Origin of the sequence: Paenibacillus sp. 2TAB26, from assembly GCF_052115145.1 — a bacterium.
In the GTDB taxonomy this organism is placed as follows: Bacteria; Bacillota; Bacilli; order Paenibacillales; family Paenibacillaceae; genus Pristimantibacillus.
Window position 1 is genome coordinate 95,828 of record NZ_JBFRGC010000008.1, and the last position, 20,284, is coordinate 116,111.

The following is a 20,284-nucleotide window of genomic DNA, read 5'->3' on the forward strand; positions in this document are numbered from 1 at the left end:
TGGATTAGATCCTCATAATACAAACAGCGGCAGATCTGGACGAGAAAATAAGTCCTGACTGCCGCTGTTTTATTAAGCTGTAGTGCTCCGTTAACTTAACCATAAGAAAGCTTGCTGCCAAAGCCAAACAGCTCCTTTTTCAGCTCAACTATCCTGCCCTTCTGTCTGAACAATCCCCTACAAATGCATGGTAATTGCACTATAAATCAATAATAATCCCATGAATATATTGAACTTTTTCTCATGTGCAGCGAGAAATTTTTGAAATAATGCACCAAAAACAGCCCAGCAGGATGTGGCTACCAGTCCTACAAAGGCAAGGAACATCGAAAACAATAATAAGCTTATATTTGATTTGTAAAATGGCATGATGAACGTCGAAATCGCTGTAATCCCGTATAATATCACCTTAAAATTAACGAACTGCAGCAGCATGCCCGATAAGAATGAATTCAGCTGCCCATGATTATCTCCATCACTACGGTGTGGTTTACTCTTCATTATTTTAAATGCAAGATAAGTCATATACAGGCTTCCTAATATATTCATGACAAATTTCATTTTAGGAACGAAGCTATATAATAGCAGATTAAAATAACAACATAAGAGCATTAATAGTAAGAAACCAGTTGCTACACCAAACAGAAAACGAATAGACTTCTTCATTCCATATCGGCTCGCATTAGACATCGCCATGATGTTATTTGGCCCTGGCGTAAATGTATTCACAATAACATAAATCAAAAAAGGAGCTAAAGCCATGATTTAAATCCGCCTCTCGTGTGCTATACTTGATCAAGATGTACTCTTTAACGCATGTACGTTATGATTATACAATACGAACGTTATATAGCACAATCGAGGAGGCTAATTATTTTGGAAGACATCAATTATGTACTTGCCAATAACCTAAAACACCTGCGGGAGCTACAAAAACTTAGTCTTGATAAGGTAGCAGAAATGACAGGGGTCAGCAAAACGATGTTAGGACAAATCGAACGCGGCGAATCCAACCCTACTATTGGAACCGTTTGGAAAATAGCTAATGGTTTAAAAGTTTCATTTACTTCCCTCATTAACGAGCCGCAATCCGATACAGTCATCGTTCGCAAAAATGAAATACAAACACTAACAGAAGATAACGGTAGATTTCTGCTTTATCCGTTTTTCCCCTTTGAAGAAGGCAGACGATTTGAAATGTATTCCGTTGATATGGAAATAGGCGCTTATTTGAGTTCTGAATCACATAGAGAAGGTACACAGGAGTTTTTAACCGTGTTTGAGGGTGAGCTTACCGTTCGTGTAAATAATGAAGAATATACAGTGAAAACGGGCGATTCCATACGTTTTACAGCCGATACTCCCCATGTGTATCACAATTCAGGTGATTGTATTGTGAGAATCAGTATGGTCATTTATTATCCGTCTTAACAAGAGGCTGTTCCATAAGTAGAATACTCTACTTTTGGAACAGCCTCTTTTGTTTTAATCAACTACTGGTTGCTGGAAGGAAATTGCCAAACCATTGTAGTAAGTCGTTTTTTCTCGGTATCCGCTGGCACTGCCAAAAAATGTTTGCGCTCCAAATATTCCATTACTGCAAAAACAAGCGTCATCCCATCATTCATTGCTTTGTACACAATCTCTTTATCCGATATAAATGATGGCGCATCCTTTCTGCATACGGATATCATATCCTCATAGATTTGATCTACTTTCTTTTTGAAGTTGTTCTCATGAAATGCTTGATCCAATATACGATTCAGCGCTTTATGCTGGGAGGCATTAAAGTATGGAACCAAACATTCAAGCTTGCCGCTCTCCATGGATACAAAACCCTTTTCGACGAGTCTGCTAATTATGATTCGATCATATTCCGAGTGTGAAGCTCCGCTCTCTATAAGCTCTACGACCCTTGATAAGTCATCCAGATCGGGCGCGTTAAAGTCTCTCCACGTCATACCCGACCACCACGATTCCATCTGAAGCCCGCCATGGTTATGGCTGTTGCGCGTTTTAATGCCGTTCGTTGCATATTTGCGAACAATCTCATGGTTAGGCAAACTGCTCCGATACTCCTCATCGCTATAATGAATAGAAGCAGTCACAATATATTTCCCGCCATCTTTTCTTTCATCCGGCTGATATTGCACATAATAGGCTTCATCTTTCACTTGATAATACTGCGTCCAAATAGCATAAGGGATTAAAGCCCATAGAAGGAACGTTTCGTTCAAATGCGTCCCATGAAAATCTAAAGTGCGTATTTCTTCCAGTTTTCCCGCTACACATGCGTAAATTTCTTCCGCCAGCTCTTCGGCTTTCGATTTAAAATAACTCGTTTCCGCAGACAAGCTTCTCATCGTCTCAATAATAAAGTTCGTCTGGTACTTCCCTTTGCCTACTTGCCGCACTAAATCCGATTTCTCCAGCTTCTGAAGCTCATCTTCGACATAGGCACTGGCAACCCCAATTTTGCGCGCGATCTCTTCAATGGTCAAAGGTTTTTCATAAATTGCAACACAGATATTCGATGTTAGCATGGCGTTGAAATAACAATTCGGCTCATTATTTGGACCTGGTGTTCCACAGTGGCCAACCATCATCCTCACCGGTTTATAGCTTAATCGATCAGCAGCTTGCTCCATTTTCATTGCCTCCTTCAGCTTTTTACGCACTTCAAAGAGATGCCACTTCACCGTCCCTGCCGCAATCTGCAAATGCTTCGCGATCTGCTCGACACTCTGCCTCTCATAATAATATTGAATCGTAATGTCACGATGGAGACGAGACAAATAAGCGATTTCAAGCCGCATATTTTCCAGCAGCTCTTCCATATCCGCCGTAAAAAGCTCTCTGTTTCCGTTCTCTAGGGATGATATATAATCGATATTTGCATGGTTCCAATGCCGTTTTTCCTTCGCCAAATAATTGCTCCATGTGTAGCAGCAGATCGTGTGAACCCATGCGTCCATGTTGTCCACCTGCTTGCCTGTCTGAAGCGAGCGATAGAGCGCTAACCATATTTCTTGGGACAAATCCTTTGCATTTTGTTCATGTCCCGTTTTCGAGAGAGCAAAGCCGAATATCTTTCTCGAATAGCTTTGCAGAAGCGATTCATCGATCAGGATATTTGCTGTCATGCGGCACCTCCTTTGGCAGTCGTATGGTATATAAGTAGCTGCACGAATCAATCGGTTGGTCATTTTATAAAAAAAACATTATTTTTCCATAAGGAAAATCAATTTGCTGCCCCAGCTTCTTCCTGTTACGGTTGAATAGCACAATAAATCCATAGGTTTTATTGATCTTATTTTAATTAGGGAGGTTATGATATGCTGCTTTCCAAAATATTGCCGAAGACTGCTCAGATGCACCCAACAAAAAAAGCAATGAAGGATAAGAATGAAACCCTTACTTATGAACAGTTATTTAATAAGGTTAACCGTGTCGCTCAAGGATTTCATAATCTCGCAATCACGCCAGGTGAACGAATCGCAATGATTAGTTCTCCATCACCGCAGCTTGCTATTGCCGAACTTGCTGCGGTTGCCATTGGCGCCATTCCTGTAACGATTTTTCCCGGGTTAGCCGCAAATGAAATCAAAAATATTGTTCAAGATGCTGCTCCCACTGCGCTAGTCTACAGCTCCGAACAATCTCAGCTATTAGAAGCCTTATCTTCACTGCCAATTGCGCATTTCATTTCATGCACCTTAGATCAGTCCCCCCTATCATTGCAGTCCTTTATGGTTCATTGTCCCGCTCTCGTGGATTGGCATGAAGCTGCACCAGATGACGTGGCGCTTATTATTTATACAGGAGGTACGACAGGACGATCCAAAGGTGTCATGCATTCTCATCGCCATATTCGCAATTGGTCCTTTATGAACCTAGAGAGGGGCGGCGGGCATAACACCTCTAAAAAATCGATCGTGATGAATCAAGCCCATTTAACCGGCCAGTTTGTTTTGTGGACGACCTTATTTGAAGGCGGATGCCTTATTTATCCGAATGAATATCCCGTTCGAGCTGAAGAAATCGTAGATATCATTGAACGGGAGCAAATTAAGTTTTTGGGTACTGTGGGGCTATTATTTCGAGATATTGTCCTTATGGAAAATATCAAATCCCGCAGCCTGCAATCCATCGAAGGCATCTCTTGCGGCGGCGCGCCCATCAGCGAAAATGTATTTCATCAAGCGTTAACTATTTTTCCGAATGCACAAATTACTGAAGTATATTCTCAAACAGAAAGCGGACAATTTATTAGTTTTTTAAACATAAACCAATGTTTCCATGAAGGAAAGCTAAATCGATTAATATCCGTTGGCAGTCCAGCCAACATGCCGTATTGGGGGCAAAAAGCATTTCAAATTCGTATTATTGACGAGCTCGGCCAAGATGTTGAACAAGGAGAAACTGGCGAAATTATATGCAAAGGAGAACAAATCATGCTTGGCTACTGGAATAATCCAGTGGAAACAAACCATGCCCTGAAGGATGGGTGGCTCTATACGGGTGACTTAGGCAGGTTTGATGAGGATGGTTATTTGTATCTCATGGATCGAAAAAAAGATATCATTATTGTTGACGGTGCAAATGTTTACTGCTCAGAAGTAGAGGAGGCACTTAGCAAGCATGCGTCTATTCGTGAGGTTGCTGTAATTGGAACGCCCTTATTAGTGGATGGCGAAGAAGTAACTGCGGTGGTGTCCCTTAAGGGCGATGCAGAGCTGACTTTAGCTGATCTGAAAATATGTTGCCATGAGCAAATTGCTCCATTTAAAATTCCAACGAGATTGGAAATCGTTGCTTCTCTCCCAAGAACGTCCGTCGGAAAGCTGAACAAGGCGGAGCTGAAGAAACAGTATTGGCTCGGCAGAAAACGTATGATTAATTAATGTTTATCTCATTAATTATTTTGGATGCCTAACGTGGTGCAAGCCCTTCAATTCGGTACTTTTTCTCCCATTCGGCATATTCATTCGATTCGATTCTAATGATTTTTGTTTGGGAATGATCAATAAATTCATATTCAGATGGCTCATTAGATTTCTTCAGAGCCAGATGTTCTTTCATAAACGCTGCGGCTTCTTCATCAACGACCAAGCCGTCCATTTCATCCTCAGATACGATCCTTAATGGCACTTCATGTTCAATTCGAATAGGCTTTTCTTTTTCATTATAAGTGATCAACAATGATAGTCTTCACTCCGCACGATACTGGGCTTGTCGTAAATAGCTCAACGATCATGTTATTTATTATCATCGGATTGGATACGACGATCTCTTGAATATCCGTCTCCTCATATCCGCTCAAATTGTGCAGACGATGAATGCCGCTTGGCAGCGTAAGCTGAACACGAACATCATCCGCATCACGGATTGGAGAAAGCTGAAGCCATAGATGGTTCATGCCTTCTTCATTTTCCATAACGGATTTGGTGAACCTTGTTTTGATCATCACTTCACTTCTCCCTTCAGCATTTGAGAGATCGTCTCTACCATTTTCACACGGAGTTCCGCCGATATACGTGGGCTCATCGAAAGAATGACGTCCTCATTTATAACATGGGTATCGTTGGTTAGCATTTTTTTGGAGCGATACAGCTGAAGATTCTCGCCAATTTTGGAAATCTCATCTATAGAGAGCTCCTTCAGCTTTTCTTGGATAGCAGCCAGCGTTTCTCCGCTATGGATTAACGTGAGAATCGCACGAAAGTAACTAACATGGTTGCTCGTATAAACTCTTTTGTTTCCAACAAGCTCTAACGGGGGAACGATCCCGATCTGGGTATAATACCTAACGGTTCTCAAATTCATCTCTGAATCTTCCTGCTGGAGAATTTCCGAAACTTGTTTCGCTGTGAATGTGTCCATCGTCTCACCTCTTTCTCATTATCGACAACCATACCATTTACAGTTCACTATATCAGTTACAGTATACTGTAACTATAGTCATGATGTAAAGATATTGATTGCTCTACTCGGCAATACAACAAAGCCAAAAAAGCCGGGTCTCCAGAAGGAGAAGCCCGGCTTTTGTCTGTTTCAGCAACTACATCATGTTAAACATAATGATTTGCTATCTTTCTAACCCTTACATTGAAGAAATGCTCATTTCCCTAAAAGCTTATAGATGACCTGTGCGCTTTCTGCACGTGTCATTTTTCCTTTCGGCGCAAATGTATCGTTTGCTCTGCCTTGAACGAGCCCTAGCTTAGCAGCTGCCGCAACCGATGCTTCCGCCCATTTGCTAATTTTGCTGCGGTCTGTGAATGTTGTTTCCTCTGCCGCCGAAGCTGCAGCTGCTCCCTTTCTAACCTCATACGCTCGCATGATCATGATAGCCATTTCCTCGCGGCTTATCGTTTCATTTGGCGCAAACGCCGAATTGCTGCGGCCTTTTATAATGCCCAGCTTGCTAGCTGTCGCCACATAAGCGGAATACCATTTGCCCGCTTCTACATCGCTATAGCTTGCCGTGCCTTCTGCTTTCACTCCAAGAGCACGGATAAGCATAGCTGCAAACTCTGCTCTCGTTACGTTAGCTTGTGGTGCAAACTGCTTCTCATTAATGCCCGAAACAATGTGCTTTGCAGCCAGTGATTTAATCGCTGCGTTAGCCCAGTGACTCGTTGGCACATCCGTAAATGATTTATCGTACTCAAGAACCGCATATTTGCTGAAATGGAATACCTCCGCCGTAATCATCTCGCCCTTAAGCGTGCCACCGATGTATTCCAGCTTGCCATCATCACTCACATAATAGATACCAACGATGTCTTGATTTGCGTTCGGGTTAAGCTGGAAGCTGAGTAGGATCGGCTTCTCAAATTTCGTAATCGGAATCACTTTTCCAGCCTTCGTTACGATGCTTAAGTTGAAATCATAAACCAGAGAGCCCGCTTTCAGCTTAGCTTGAACATCCTGGGTTCGGTCAACCAAAGCGTCCGCATCTGCTGTCTTCAACGGTTTTGCCTCGACTACGATACGAGCCCCATCCGCTTCACTCACAGACACAAGTCCTTTAATAGAAGCCAATAGTTCATTTGACAGCGTCATTGTAATGCCAGCTGCCCTCAGCTCCAAGTTATTGCCTGCCAATACAGCTGCTGCATCAAGCGGCAATTGTACCGAATGTTTTCCATCGGTTATTTGCACCGATACTTTACCATCCTTGCCGCTGCGCAAGATGTCATTATCAATTACTTGGACGTCTGCTGGCTGTGGTGTACTCGGCGTTGTAGGGGTTGGAACATTATCCGCAACCTCACTCAAAATAACCGTTCCTCCTTCATTTCTGCCCGGCAATTCAACCGTCACCTGTCCATTATCCTTCACCGTGTAAAGTGTTCCACTGTACTCATCCTTTGCCTTAGCTCCAGCTGCGAAAGGAACTTCCAGCGTAACCTGCTTGCTCTCTACGGTAGTGTTAATGATCGTTACAATATTTACGCCGTTAAATTGTTTATTAAATGCTAAATATGCCAATGCATCCGATCCAGCAAGCTTGGTACGCAAGCCTTTGGCATAAACCTTCGAGAATTTCGCCCGAATATTGAGCAACTTCTCGTAGTGATCATGCAGCGCTTGTTCTGCCGTCAACTGATCCCATGGCATATCTGAACGGTTTTCGCTTAACAAGCCTGCTTTCAAGTCACGAGCATTAGGACCTGAGCGGCCAAGCTCCTCGCCGTAATAAATGACGGGCTGGCCTTTCGCCGTGATTTGAAGGGCTGCTGCGATTTTCAGCTTGCCTTTGTCTCCTTTCACAAACTCAGACAGGAAACCATCCTCATCGTGGCTGCTTAGGAACTGCCCCATCATTGCTGTGTTATCCAGCTTCGTTTCCCGGTCTGCTAGATAAGCATCGACAGCATCAATCTTCCCATCTGTAAAATCTTTGGCTCTGTCATTAAAGCTAAAATCGAGCAAGCTGTCCATTTGGCCGCTGCGCAGCATGCCGCCGTCACCGTCGATTGAAGCGCCAAAATTTTCACCGATCAGCTTGAAGCTTGGATCGATAGTCGTCAACGCATTTTTGAACGCTTTCCACGTTGTGCTCTCTACATGCTTCACTGTATCCACGCGGAAGAAATCAATCGTGTCGCCGCGATCCGTTCTAGCACGCTCCAGCCAGCCTGCTTGCCATTCAATCATTTTCTCACGAACGGCAGGGTCCTCTGTCTTGAAGTCCGGCAAACCATCCAGTTCTCCTTCAATTGGATTGGTGCTGGCTTGAACGCCATTTGTTCTGAGCATCCCTTCAAAGCGAGCTTTGTCCTCCGGCGTAATGCCTGGACGGTTATCCTCAGCTTTTAAGCCGTAGCCGGTATGGTTAAGCACCACGTCGACCATAATTTTGATGCCCTTGTCGTGAGCTTTGTTAATTAGTTCCTTAAACGTATCCATATCACCCAGATGCTCATCAAGCTTCGTGAAATCTTTAGCCCAGTAGCCATGATAGCCGTACTGCTTGGTGTTAAAATCTACGCCTTTGTTGAAATCGATATTATCGACAATCGGAGTGATCCACAGCGTATTAATGCCCAGCTCCTGCAAATAATCCAGCTTGTCGATCATGCCTTGGAAATCACCGCCGTGGTAGGCTTCAAGATGATCTTTATCTACATCCGCATTATTGGCCCAATCCCCATCCGCAAACCGATCAGTTAGCGCGAAATAGATACGCGCCTCATCCCAATCAAAGTCGAGATTGCCAGCAAAGGTTCTAGCTTTTACCGTTATTGTGGCTGTATGCGTGTGCTTGTTGCCGTACTCATCGATGAGTGTAACGGGTATTTCTTTTACTCCCGCTGTAACTGTGTCTTTCACGGCAATCGTTTGTGCAAACAACTTGGTGTCGAAAGGCACTTTAGCTAATCCACCTACTGCCGTTAAATCCATATACCCTTCAGTAAATACGACTTCTTCTGATGCTGATGCCTGTAATTTGAGCACCGCGCTTTCATTATACGAAATCGCAGCTGGATGAACCGATGTCGTCATCGTTACGACAGGCTTCCGATACGTAATGACTGATTTGCCATTGGTCGTATTTTTGGGATCGGTTATTTCAACGGTTGCTTCGTCTTTCTTCTTCACAAGGAAGGTATATTCGTATGTGCCGCCTTCTACATTTGCAAGTGAATAAGTAAACCACTCCTTCGCAGCATCATAAACCATTTCATGCTCTGCACCATTCACCTTTACCTTAACCCCGGTCAAATCACTTGAGCGTCCTTTTTCAAATAGAGCATCATCCCGGTACAGGAAGGTAATGCCACCATCTTTTAGAACTGGTCCGGTGATAGTTGGCAAAATATCCAGCTGATTTACCATACTCGTTATATTTACTTTCGTAAAAGCAGCCCCTGGCGAGATCGGAATCACGCGATCGTCTGGTATATCCTGCTTCGCCGTGTTCCAGTCTGTTCCTTTACGAAGCACGAAGCCCACATTGGTCGCATCCTGCGAAATTTCAAGCATGACTGTTGCAATGCCATTTTCGATTTTATCAAAGTTGATTTGATCATTTTTCACACCGGTGTTCCATATCCACATATTCCAGTCCTGATAGTTTTTATCCGGACGAATGTAATTGATTTGAACATAACGTTTGACTGATTCCGTTTTTACAGCAACTACAGCACTCACGGATATTCCGTTGTAAGTAGCTGTGATTGTTGCATTTCCTAAGCTGTTAGCCTTAACAAGGCCTCCTGTTGTTACAGAAGCAATATCGGGCTTATTCGAAGAATATACAACACCACTCGTTACTTTTCTTTTACTGCCGTCACTGTATTTCGCATAAACTACCGTTTGATGGGTCGTTCCAACCTGCAAAGGATAGTTAGCGCTATCCAGCTCAAGCGCATTTAGCACAGGCGCTGCCGCTTCCATCTTAATAATGACTGCAGTCAACGGCTCAAGCGTAATCGAGCTCGCCGTCAGTTCAAAGCCGGATGGCGCAGAAACCGCCGAAATCCCCGCCTCATCATTATCTACGAGCACTGTGCCTGTAGTTAAATCCTCTGATAACGTTAGCGTTCTTGCTGTACGATCAGCATTCATAAATACATAATAATTGCCGGTGCCGTCTGTTGCTTTATTTTTGTAGCCAATCACAAGATCGTTATCTTTCATTTCCTTCGCAGGAATGAGCGTGACATTGGAATCAACGAGGTCCTTTTCGCCTAAACGGAAGGCATCCGTATGTTTCCGAAGTTCAATTAGTCCTGCTGTGTACTCCTTCGTTACATGATTGACTGGATATTGCTCAGCATTCGTCGCCTTCTGCCAGTCAAATTTATTGATTGCATCGGAGGAATCATAGGAATCATGAATGAAATAACCAAATGAGGTTCCGGCTGCATCTTTAAGCTCGTGGTATTTCTGCTCTGGCACTCCTGCCCCAAGCCACTGCTTCGTTCTGCCATATTCTTGACCAGCATGAAGGAAAGCTGTACCTTGAGAGGTTAGAATGAGCAAGTTGCCCAGACGTATCCGTTTATGAATTTCCAGATCATTAGCCGCTATAGCCGGGTCTTTCTTAATCGACTGGGCAATAACATCATACAGCGGCAAGTTGTCATGGGCTTCAATATACTGCACCATGTCTCCCGGGTCATCAGCAGGCGTGTTGCTTGGCTGCCCCTTGATATTATTCAGGATCGTAGCCACGCTTCTCGCTCCACCTGTTATAAATCTTGGCTCGCCCTCCGAGCCGAAACCGGATTTCAATTCATTACGAATCTCATCGGAGAAAACGCCTACGCTGTCTGTTTTATCCATCCATTTTTGGTCTGCGCCTTTGCCCTTCAAAGCAGGATCAGAAGCATCGCCCCCGAACGTTACCCAGCCTTCACCGATAAACAAGGCATTCGGATTAATACTCGCTGCTGCATCGTAAGCATTCTGCACGGAATCATAGGTAGCGTCGCCCATCATATCCCAGCGCATGCCGTCGATTTTATATTCATCAAACCAGTACTTAACCGAATCAACCATTAGCTTCTCCGCCATTTTGTGAGAGGTAGCAAGGTTGTTGCCGAATCCGCCGATATTGTTGCCATTTGCATCTTGGAATGCGTAATAGTTAGGTACGATATCGTTTAAGAAACTTGCTTTGGCCATATGGGTGTAGACGACATCAAGAACGACTCCCATACCTTCATCATGAATCGCATCAATGAGTCCTTTTAATTCCTTTACTCTCAGCTCAGGATCTGCCGCATCCTCCGAATAAGCTCCATCCGGCGAGAAGTAGCTATGCGGATCATAACCCCAGTTGTATTCGTTGTTTTGTGCAGAGTATTCCAGTTCTCTTGTTCCCATCTGAGCTTCGTCACCGTAATACCAAGCCATAACTGGAAGCAGCTGAATATGGGTAACGCCTAATGATTTAATATAAGACAGCTTATCCTTGAACGCGTTATAAGAGCCCCATCTCGCATTAAGATCATCAGCTACGGATGGATCGGACGTAAAGTCTCTAATATGCGCCTCCCAAATAATAGCGTCCTCTCGTTTCTCATAGCCGTCAATTTTGGCAAAATCATAGTCTGCGGCAGGATTAGTTGCATCTAGATCAACGATTGCCGCTTTGCCAACTGCATCGCCATCTGGACCGGTTTCACCCTTCGTATTCACTCTAAACTCCGCCATCGATTTCGCGTACGGGTCGAGTACTTGTTTCGTAACCCCATCATTCGTCACTTCATATTGATAAAAATACCCCTTCAGATCGGTTATGCCTTGACCTGTGAGATCAGTTGGCGCGATAGCTGCCGTCCAAACGCCTTTGTCGCCTTTCGTCAAACTAGCACTGCCAACTAGCTTAGTGGAATCGGCTTTATCATAGACATTGGCTACGACTGCGCTTGCTTTTGGCGCCCACAGCTTCAGAACGACGCTGCCAGAATGATAGCTCGCCCCAAGATCATTGCCTTCGTAGTTGTAAAGCTCATCAAGCATTCTCCAGCCTGCAGCTGCGGATACGGTTCTCCCTTGGTAAGTTACGTTCAGCGGCGTTTGATCCAGCTGAATGTTTGCCGAGACATTTGCTGTTTTTTTATCAACGTTCAACACCACTTGATTAATCGATACAGCTGTACCGTTCTTATCCGTAATTGTAATGGCATTCTTCAATTCCTCTGCTGCAAGACCGTCGGTCATCGTAAATCCGAGAAGGAGTTTGCTCTCGGATAAGATCTCTGCGGATTCAAGGGCTGTAGGCAGTTCCCAGTAAGGGGACACGTATACATTATTATCTCCCTTCTTGATCCAGAGCTGATTGTAACGATTTACAAGACTGAAGGAGCGATTGCCTCCATCCTTATCCGCATCGCCCAAGGTGCGATTAACGACAATAAAACTAATTTTTTGCGCGTTCTCTTGAAGTGGAATATCGACATAGCTGCCATAACGGTCAACCTGTTCCTCTGTAAAAGCGAATGCGCCCGTTGGCCAGCCTGTCGAAGGAGTTGCCACCTGATCCCACAGCCATAAACCGTAAGCACTCTGTTTTTTATCGTCTCTTACATAGTGAATACGAACGGTATTAGCTGGGAGCTCTACCGGCTCGAAATAAGATACTTTATCGGAGTTCTCCTTAATCCAAATTTCATTTACTGCAGGGGAGCTTATCGCTACCGCTTTATCGCCGCCATCCTTAGCTCCATCTAATCGATTAACGATAAGGAAGCCCACTTTTTTGGCATTCACAGCTAGCGGAATATCAACATAAGCACCATAGCTGTCTATCTTATCTGCTGGAAAAGCTGTTGCGCCACCCGGCCAGCCTGTTGAAGGAGCGGCAACCTGCTCCCATGTCCATATTCCTTGATTCTCATAAAGAGCATCTGCCCGATTGTAATGAATGCGCAGGTGGTTAGCCGGAATCGGATCGAGGTTCGGGTCAACCGGATCTGGACTCGGACTCGGTTCAACTGGCGCTTTGAAATCTGCTGATACTACTTCTGTATTCGCATTATATTTAAACGTTACTGGAAGATCGGCAGGAAGACTAAGCAATTGATCATCCTTTGGATACGTCTGGTCATCCCAAGTCGATCCAAGCACGATTTTGAATTTGTAATCCCCTTTGGGTACATCTTTCGTTATCGTGTAGATGCCATCCATATCGCTATCAGTCAAAAGGGACAGCGCCGTTTCTGGTGCCCAGTTACTTGGTTCCCCTAGCGGAACCTGCAAAGTCCCAACAATCCTAGGCAGCTTGTCGCTGGCTACCTGGGTGTAATAGGTAGAATCCGCAATTTTATGTGTATCGTGGTTATAATAAAAAGTCACTTCTTTCTCTTCGGAGAGTGTCAGTTTAATATTGCCGCCGCTATCCACACCGCTTGGATTCGTATAATTACCAAAGCCATAGCTTTCCAACCAGCCTCCATTTAGAGCAACTTTATATTCATATGTGCCTGCTGGCAGCGTAGCCTTAAACGTATAATAACCGCTGCCGCTATCGCTCATCTTGGTTACCTCGGCTTTGGGGTCCCAATTCTCGCTGTTACCGAGCCCCTTCTGCAAGTCGCCGACAAGAACAACCTGAGTTGGCGCCGCGGCGTTCGTATGTAGCGGTATTGCGCCCACTATCGACCAGATCATAGCTGCAATAAGCATGATAGACATCATTTTCTTTCCTTTTAAAGCAAAGCCCATTTGGATGAACCTCCTCAAATTATGATCATTGCACCTTTCAATCATCAACTCGCACCTTCTGACTACACCAAAGTTCGTTAAAACAACACCCCCTGACTTCTGTCTAAACAGCTATAGATTTTATGCAAGCGTTTGCACAAATAACATAATTAATGCAAACTTTTTAACCGCTTCTTCTACAACAGCTGTTCCAGTCATAAAAGCGCAATGAAAGCGTTTGCTGATTCCCATATTAATACTCAAAATAAAGCGCTGTCAATTGTTTTTCTCACCTTTTACCTATTTCGACACGTAAATTCACCTTTTTCTCCTAAAATGACAACGTTTGCACAAAATGTTGCACAACCTTCTTTTCTCATCCCCTCTCTCTATTCAGCACTTTGTTCCGTGCCATTTATGGCATACATAGGGATTTTCCTATACAATTCATAGTAATAAACTTTTAAAAAAGCGGTGACTGTATGTTTAAACTATTGTTAATTGAAGATGACACAACGTTATTTAACGAGATAAAAGACCGATTATCCCAGTGGTCATATGAAGTACATGGCATTTCGGACTTTGAGAAAGTGATTCAGCAATTTACCGCGATTAAGCCGGACCTCGTGATCATCGATATTCAGCTTCCAAAATTCGATGGATTTCATTGGTGCAGAATGATACGTTCCCACTCCAACGTCCCGATCATCTTCCTATCCTCGCGAGACCACCCGACGGACATCGTCATGTCTATGCAGCTTGGAGCGGATGATTATATACAAAAGCCCTTTCACTTCGATGTGCTCATCGTCAAAATACAAGCAATTCTTCGGCGGGTATACAATTACAATACCGAAAATATCGAGCTCAAAACTTGGTGCGACGCAACGGTTGATTATGAGAAAAATCTGGTCTCTAATCATAAAGGCTCCATTGAGCTTACCAAAAATGAGATCTTTATTTTAAAAATGCTCATTGACCGTAAAAATAAGATTGTTAGCCGGGAAGAATTGATTAATAGCTTATGGGATGATAAACGGTTTGTCAGTGACAACACACTTACTGTGAATGTGAACCGGCTGCGCAAAAGGCTCGATGAAATTGAACTGGGCCGTTTTGTTGAAACGAAGGTTGGACAAGGCTATATGGCTGTTGAAGTGGCGCATGATTATGATTAGAAAATATATAGTGGAACGGCGCAGCTGGATTCTGTTGTTTATTATTTTGCAGCTGCTGATTCTTGTTTGTGCTTATGTAGATTCAACGATTCCCCTGCAATCGATGATCTATCTCTTTTATTTATCTTCGATTATTTTTATCATCCATTTCGTCATCCGGTATCATAAAGAAACAAGGTTCATCAGAAGCTTAGAGGAGCGAGACATCAGCCTGGATACTACGAGCATGGCTGAGCCGGAGAGCCCGTTTGAGAAAGTGATCGAAAAAAGCATGACGAATCAAGCGGAACTGCTGAAGCACGCTGCAATGAACAATCGGATGATTTTGGAGCATGAGAAGGATGAGCTGTTATCTTGGATACACGAGGTAAAAACGCCGCTAACCGCGATGCGTCTCATGATAGACCGTATACAGGATGAAGGAATGAAAACGCATTTGACGTATGAATGGCTGCGGATTCACCTCCTGCTCGACCAGCAGCTCCATCAGAGACGCATACCGTTTATTGAAAATGATATCTATATCGAAAACACCGATTTGGAAACGATCATCTTCGATGAAATCAAGACGCTGCAATCATGGTGTATTCAGAAGGGGATCGGATTTGATATTCAATTGGATGAACCGAAAGCGCTGAGCGATGCGAAATGGCTTTCCTTTATCATCAGACAGATTTTAACCAACGCTGTAAAATATAGCCCGCCATCTGATATCGTGATCAAGAGCTATCAGCGGAATCAGCAGACTATCCTCGAAATTATTGATAATGGACGCGGCATCGACCCGAAGGATCTGCCTCGCATTTTCGATAAAGGCTTTACATCGACGACGATGCACCAAGACAGCGCCGCAACAGGCATGGGATTGTATTTAGCTCAAAAAGCAGCTCAATCGCTGTTGATCCGTGTCCATGTCAAATCTGAGCTTGGAGCAGGAACAGCGTTCACCTTAACTTTCCCGCAACGAAATGAATTCGTTCGTATCACAAGCATGTGACAACATTGTCACATGCTTCTATTATTTGTTCGGTCATTCGAAGGAACTAATCGGACATTCGATTTACAATACAAGTAATAGACCTAGGGAGAGTGTTAATCACATGTTCATTCTGGAAGCAACCAAAATTCATAAAATTTATGGAAATAAATTCAATAAGCAGGAAGTATTATGCGGGCTTGATATTAGCATTGAAAAAGGGGAATTCGTCAGCATCATGGGCGCATCCGGCTCAGGAAAAACAACCTTGCTTAACGTGCTTTCATCGATTGACCACATTAGCAGCGGCTCGATTAAAATCGAAGGGAAAGTTATTTCTGGGTTAAAAGAAAAACAATTGGCTGAATTTCGTAAAAATCGTTTAGGCTTTATTTTTCAGGAATACAATTTGTTAGACACGCTAACGGTCAAAGAAAACATTTTATTGCCGCTGTCAATTACGAAGACGCCAAAAAAAGAAGCCGAGCGTAATTTTCAGGCGGTAGCGACCGAGCTTGGCATTTATGAGCTCCGCAATAAGTATCCCAATGAAATATCTGGCGGTCAAAAGCAACGTACATCCGCTGCAAGAGCCTTCATTCATGAGCCAAGCATTATTTTCGCTGACGAACCGACAGGTGCCCTTGATTCCAAATCCGCCTCTGATTTACTGAACAAGCTGAGTGGTTTAAATCAAAAAAGACAAGCTACAATCGCCATGGTCACTCACGATCCGGTAGCTGCCAGCTATTGCAGCAGAGTCATCTTCATCAAGGATGGACAAATCTATTCTCAGCTTTATAAGGGAGAACAAACGCGGCAAAAATTCTTCAACGATATTATGGCAACACAAAGTGTACTAAGCGGGGTGCACCATGAGCATTAATCAACTCATTTTCCGCAATCTAAAAAAGAATCTAAAAAATTATTATCTCTATGTGTTTGCTCTCGTGTTTAGCGCTGCTCTTTATTTCGCCTTTGTCACCCTGCAGTTTGATCCTGCCATGGATGAGGCGAAAGGCTCTGTTAAAGGGGCTGCCGCCATTAAGACTGCTTCTTATTTGCTTGTTGGAATCGTTTCTATTTTTCTGCTGTACGCCAATACCATCTTTATTAAAAGGCGCAGCAAGGAAATCGGCTTATTTCAGCTTATCGGAATGACCAAAAACAAAATTTTCCGCATTCTGACGCTGGAAAACTTTTTTCTTTATTTCGGCTCCATCCTGCTGGGGGTTCTGGTCGGTTTCTCTGTGTCCAAATTAATTATTATGATTTTATTTAAAACGATCGGTGTTGAGGTGGCCGCAGAGCTCCATTTCTCCACCCAAGCATTCAAGCAAACTATAATTATTTTTTTAGTTATTTATCTTCTGATTATGTTGATGAATTATTTATTTATAAAAAAACAAACGATATTATCGCTGTTTAGAGTGAATTCCGTCACAGAAGGCAAAGCAAGAAGAGTGTCTATTCTGGAAATGCTAATCGGCATTGCCGGACTGCTGCTCATTTCCCTTGGCTATTATATTTCTTCCGAACTGTTCGGAGGTAAATTTGTGACGATGACCGCGCTCTTTGCTGCCATGATCGGCATACTCGGCTCGGTTATCCTTGGAACTTTCCTTTTCTATAAAGGATCGGTCAGCTTTATTTTCAACGTGATCCGAAAGCAGAAAAACGGTTACCTTAACATAAATGAAACCTTATCTCTCTCGTCTATTATGTTCCGGATGAAATCAAATGCGCTGCTGCTCACCATCATTACGACCGTGTCGGCGCTTGCTATCGGCTTATTGTCCTTAAGCTATATCTCTTATTACTCTGCCGAAAAAACAGCCAAAAACAATGTTCCCGAACATTTTGCATTTATGAACGTTCAGGACGCGGAGCAGTTTAAAGAAGCGCTAAACAAAAACAAGCTGGCGCATACCGAAAAAATGATTCCTGTCATTCAGGTAGACGTCAATTTGAAGAGTATTATGAATAACAATCTTGAAGTGGTAAGCGTGAATGGGGCTACGGGTATTATGACCTTGCCCGTTGTCAGCGAAAAATCTGTTGACGGTATTAAACTGTCTCAAGACGAGGTCTATCTCTCTGGTTACAGCAGCATGCTCAAACAATTCATGTCTTTGAAGGACTCAGGGCCTGTACAGCTAGTGAATCCTACTCAAAGTATTCCACAACAATATATCGGACTTAAGGAGCAGCCCATCGTCTCTTGGTGGTTTAAAAGCGGCGGATTGCCTGTAGTTATCGTCGATGATTCTGTTTTTGAGCGCTTAAATAATCATCTTGATCCGGCTATTCAGAAACACTCTACCCTGCATATCGGAATTAATATGAAAGATCGTTCTGATCTAAAAGAAGCGACTCAGCTATTCAATGAGATGAAGTTCTCTGAGCACAACAGAAATGATTCTCAGCTTAATACAAGCAACCAGCAAAAACAAACGATGGGCTTGATTATGTTTATCGTTGCTTTCCTTGGATTAACCTTTCTTATCACATCCGGCAATATTCTCTATTTTAAGCAGATGGGAGAAAGCGAAGAGGAAAAGCCGAACTATACCATCCTTCGAAAGCTCGGCTTCACAAGGGCTGATTTGTTAAGGGGCATAAAAATAAAACAAATGTTCAACTTTGGCATTCCCTTAGTGGTTGGGCTGCTTCACAGCTACTTTGCAGTCAAATCCGGATGGTTTTTCTTTGGAACAGAGCTTTTAACTCCGATGATTATAGTCATGCTGCTATATACCATCCTTTACTCCATATTCGGAATTCTTTCCGTCTCTTATTACAAAAAGATCATTAAAGAAGCACTTTAATACCATCTAAACAGGATATCCCTCTTTGATTTTCAGAGGACGGGTACCCTGTTTTTCTTTGTGTGTTAATATGCAAAAAAAATGAGATCGCTAACTCAATATCCAAGTGGAAGTTCGTTTCATTACCTGTTAATATGTGGATAGGTAAGGAGGGTTGCGGAATGAGTTCATTAAGAGCAGAAGATATTGAACAGATTGTGCTAGAGCAAAAAACATTTTTCGAACAAGGCCAGACCAAGGAGCTGCGCTTTAAGCTGAATCAATTGCAACGATTGCTGCAAGCCATACAGCGTCATGAGCAGGAAATCGTCGAGGCGCTTTACCAAGACCTTCGCAAAAGCGAACTAGAGACCCATATGACAGAAATTATAATCGTAACCAATAGCATTCGACATGTCATTAAGCATCTCAAAAAGTGGATGAAGCCGCAGAAGGTGAAAACACCGATTTATCTGTTTCCATCTTCCAGCCGTATTATGAAGGAGCCCTACGGCACAGCTTTAATAATTGGTCCCTTCAACTATCCATTCCAGCTTGTCATCGAGCCGCTTATCGGAGCCATTGCCGCAGGCAATTGTGCCATTCTCAAACCATCCGAAAGCTCGCCTCATGTTTCAGCTTTAATAAGTAAAATCATAAATGAAACCTTTGATCCCACCTACATTAAAGTCATGGAGGGGGAGAAGGAAACGACCTCATTGCTCATCCACGCGCCGGTTGATTATATTTTTTTCACAGGCAGCATCGCGGTGGGCAAAATCGTTATGGAGGCGGCTGCCAAAAACCTTGTGCCTGTCACGCTTGAGCTCGGAGGAAAAAGCCCTGTCATTGTAGATTCTACCGCTAATCTCGAGATCGCTGCCAAGCGGATTATCTGGGGCAAATTAATGAATACCGGCCAAACCTGTATTTCACCCGATTATGTGCTGGCTCATCAGGATATTAAAGAAAAGCTGGTCGCAAAAATGAAGGAAGTCATCCAATCCTTCTATGGATCTTCTATACAAAGCAACAAAGATTATGGTCGAATCATTAATCAACGTCAATTTGACAGGCTTGCTTCCATTCTGGAGCAAGACAAAGCCAGCATCGTTTATGGAGGAGACACAGACCGCGCAGACCTCTTTATCGAACCGACAATACTGGATGGTGTTTCATGGGATAGCGCGGCGATGTCAGAAGAATTATTTGGCCCTATTTTGCCTGTCATGGAGTACCGAGATAACCATGAGGCCATTCGAATGATTAACGCCCATCCAAAGCCGCTTTCCCTTTACTTATTTACAGAGAATAAAGCGCTGGAGGATGAGGTTATGAGCCGTGTTTCCTTCGGCGGCGGCTGTATTAACGATACGATTATGCACGTCTCTAATCCCTATTTGCCATTTGGCGGTGTTGGCAGCTCAGGTGTAGGAGCCTATCATGGCAAATACAGCTTTGATCTGTTCTCGCATCAGAAGAGTATATTGAAGAAAAGCACCAAGTTTGAGCTTGGACTCGTCTTCCCTCCTTATGCAGGAAAATTAAAAAATATTAAAAAGCTGCTCAAATGAGCAGCTTTTTTGGCTGACAAACAGGAAGTTAGTTTTATGCAAGCTTCACTTAGTTTCGTGTATGTAGCATTGGTCCGACTTCTC

Annotated in this window: 14 protein-coding genes; 7 read left to right on the forward strand and 7 right to left on the reverse strand. The window is 43.4% G+C overall.

Features of this window, described 5'->3' with window-relative positions; all coding sequences use genetic code 11:
• Positions 1–177: 177 nt before the first annotated feature.
• Positions 178–762: a LysE family transporter gene (locus tag AB4Z50_RS10485; RefSeq protein ID WP_441878601.1), complete on the reverse strand. Its 585-nt coding sequence runs from the start codon at positions 760–762 to the stop codon at positions 178–180.
• A gap of 63 nt (positions 763–825) precedes the next feature.
• Between AB4Z50_RS10485 and AB4Z50_RS10490 the strand changes: the two genes are divergently transcribed.
• On the forward strand, positions 826–1,431 hold the full coding sequence (locus AB4Z50_RS10490; protein ID WP_441878874.1) for a helix-turn-helix domain-containing protein: 606 nt from the start codon (positions 826–828) through the stop codon (positions 1,429–1,431).
• A gap of 62 nt (positions 1,432–1,493) precedes the next feature.
• On the opposite strand, the gene AB4Z50_RS10495 is transcribed toward AB4Z50_RS10490, so the two are convergent.
• Positions 1,494–3,143 (reverse strand): sigma-70 family RNA polymerase sigma factor, encoded by a 1,650-nt coding sequence (locus AB4Z50_RS10495; RefSeq protein WP_441878603.1) that lies wholly within the window; start codon positions 3,141–3,143, stop codon positions 1,494–1,496.
• A gap of 192 nt (positions 3,144–3,335) precedes the next feature.
• Here AB4Z50_RS10495 and AB4Z50_RS10500 point away from each other — a divergent pair, with 192 nt between their 5' ends.
• Positions 3,336–4,904, forward strand: a complete 1,569-nt coding sequence (locus tag AB4Z50_RS10500; RefSeq protein WP_441878605.1) for a class I adenylate-forming enzyme family protein — start codon at positions 3,336–3,338, stop codon at positions 4,902–4,904.
• Between the two features lie 28 nt (positions 4,905–4,932).
• On the opposite strand, the gene AB4Z50_RS10505 is transcribed toward AB4Z50_RS10500, so the two are convergent.
• From AB4Z50_RS10505 to AB4Z50_RS10525, 5 genes are all read right to left on the reverse strand, one after another.
• Positions 4,933–5,202: a hypothetical protein gene (locus AB4Z50_RS10505; protein WP_441878607.1), complete on the reverse strand. Its 270-nt coding sequence runs from the start codon at positions 5,200–5,202 to the stop codon at positions 4,933–4,935.
• Positions 5,186–5,467, reverse strand: coding sequence for a hypothetical protein (locus tag AB4Z50_RS10510; RefSeq protein ID WP_441878609.1), 282 nt, complete (start codon positions 5,465–5,467; stop codon positions 5,186–5,188). Before AB4Z50_RS10510 ends, AB4Z50_RS10505 begins: the two co-directional genes overlap by 17 nt.
• A complete protein-coding gene (locus tag AB4Z50_RS10515) occupies positions 5,467–5,883 on the reverse strand; it encodes a MerR family transcriptional regulator (RefSeq protein ID WP_441878611.1) in 417 nt (138 codons plus the stop codon). The genes AB4Z50_RS10510 and AB4Z50_RS10515 overlap by 1 nt, the downstream gene beginning before the upstream one ends.
• A 237-nt stretch (positions 5,884–6,120) precedes the next feature.
• Positions 6,121–13,686, reverse strand: coding sequence for a pullulanase (locus AB4Z50_RS10520; protein WP_441878613.1), 7,566 nt, complete (start codon positions 13,684–13,686; stop codon positions 6,121–6,123).
• Between the two features lie 120 nt (positions 13,687–13,806).
• On the reverse strand, positions 13,807–13,929 hold the full coding sequence (locus AB4Z50_RS10525) for a hypothetical protein (protein ID WP_441878615.1): 123 nt from the start codon (positions 13,927–13,929) through the stop codon (positions 13,807–13,809).
• A gap of 218 nt (positions 13,930–14,147) precedes the next feature.
• Here AB4Z50_RS10525 and AB4Z50_RS10530 point away from each other — a divergent pair, with 218 nt between their 5' ends.
• The 5 genes from AB4Z50_RS10530 to AB4Z50_RS10550 all read left to right on the forward strand — a co-directional run bounded on the left by AB4Z50_RS10530 (position 14,148) and on the right by AB4Z50_RS10550 (position 20,200).
• Entirely contained in the window at positions 14,148–14,843 is a 696-nt protein-coding gene (locus AB4Z50_RS10530; RefSeq protein WP_441878617.1) for a response regulator, read from the forward strand.
• The gene (locus tag AB4Z50_RS10535; RefSeq protein ID WP_441878619.1) at positions 14,836–15,840 is read left to right on the forward strand and encodes an ATP-binding protein; all 1,005 of its coding nucleotides are present in this window, start codon (positions 14,836–14,838) and stop codon (positions 15,838–15,840) included. Before AB4Z50_RS10530 ends, AB4Z50_RS10535 begins: the two co-directional genes overlap by 8 nt.
• A 103-nt stretch (positions 15,841–15,943) precedes the next feature.
• The gene (locus tag AB4Z50_RS10540; protein WP_441878621.1) at positions 15,944–16,705 is read left to right on the forward strand and encodes an ABC transporter ATP-binding protein; all 762 of its coding nucleotides are present in this window, start codon (positions 15,944–15,946) and stop codon (positions 16,703–16,705) included.
• Positions 16,695–18,647, forward strand: a complete 1,953-nt coding sequence (locus tag AB4Z50_RS10545) for an FtsX-like permease family protein (RefSeq protein ID WP_441878623.1) — start codon at positions 16,695–16,697, stop codon at positions 18,645–18,647. Before AB4Z50_RS10540 ends, AB4Z50_RS10545 begins: the two co-directional genes overlap by 11 nt.
• A 134-nt stretch (positions 18,648–18,781) precedes the next feature.
• On the forward strand, positions 18,782–20,200 hold the full coding sequence (locus tag AB4Z50_RS10550) for an aldehyde dehydrogenase (protein ID WP_441878625.1): 1,419 nt from the start codon (positions 18,782–18,784) through the stop codon (positions 20,198–20,200).
• Positions 20,201–20,284: the final 84 nt, after the last annotated feature.

Coding starts and splice junctions, on each gene's coding strand:
- AB4Z50_RS10485 (WP_441878601.1), bottom strand. CDS start 762: ATGGCTTTAGCTCCTTTTTTGATTTATGTTATTGTGAATACATTTACG.
- AB4Z50_RS10545 (WP_441878623.1), top strand. CDS start 16,695: ATGAGCATTAATCAACTCATTTTCCGCAATCTAAAAAAGAATCTAAAA.
- AB4Z50_RS10520 (WP_441878613.1), bottom strand. CDS start 13,686: ATGGGCTTTGCTTTAAAAGGAAAGAAAATGATGTCTATCATGCTTATT.
- AB4Z50_RS10510 (WP_441878609.1), bottom strand. CDS start 5,467: ATGATCAAAACAAGGTTCACCAAATCCGTTATGGAAAATGAAGAAGGC.
- AB4Z50_RS10495 (WP_441878603.1), bottom strand. CDS start 3,143: ATGACAGCAAATATCCTGATCGATGAATCGCTTCTGCAAAGCTATTCG.
- AB4Z50_RS10550 (WP_441878625.1), top strand. CDS start 18,782: ATGTGGATAGGTAAGGAGGGTTGCGGAATGAGTTCATTAAGAGCAGAA.
- AB4Z50_RS10515 (WP_441878611.1), bottom strand. CDS start 5,883: ATGGACACATTCACAGCGAAACAAGTTTCGGAAATTCTCCAGCAGGAA.
- AB4Z50_RS10535 (WP_441878619.1), top strand. CDS start 14,836: ATGATTAGAAAATATATAGTGGAACGGCGCAGCTGGATTCTGTTGTTT.
- AB4Z50_RS10500 (WP_441878605.1), top strand. CDS start 3,336: ATGCTGCTTTCCAAAATATTGCCGAAGACTGCTCAGATGCACCCAACA.
- AB4Z50_RS10540 (WP_441878621.1), top strand. CDS start 15,944: ATGTTCATTCTGGAAGCAACCAAAATTCATAAAATTTATGGAAATAAA.
- AB4Z50_RS10490 (WP_441878874.1), top strand. CDS start 826: ATGATTATACAATACGAACGTTATATAGCACAATCGAGGAGGCTAATT.
- AB4Z50_RS10530 (WP_441878617.1), top strand. CDS start 14,148: ATGTTTAAACTATTGTTAATTGAAGATGACACAACGTTATTTAACGAG.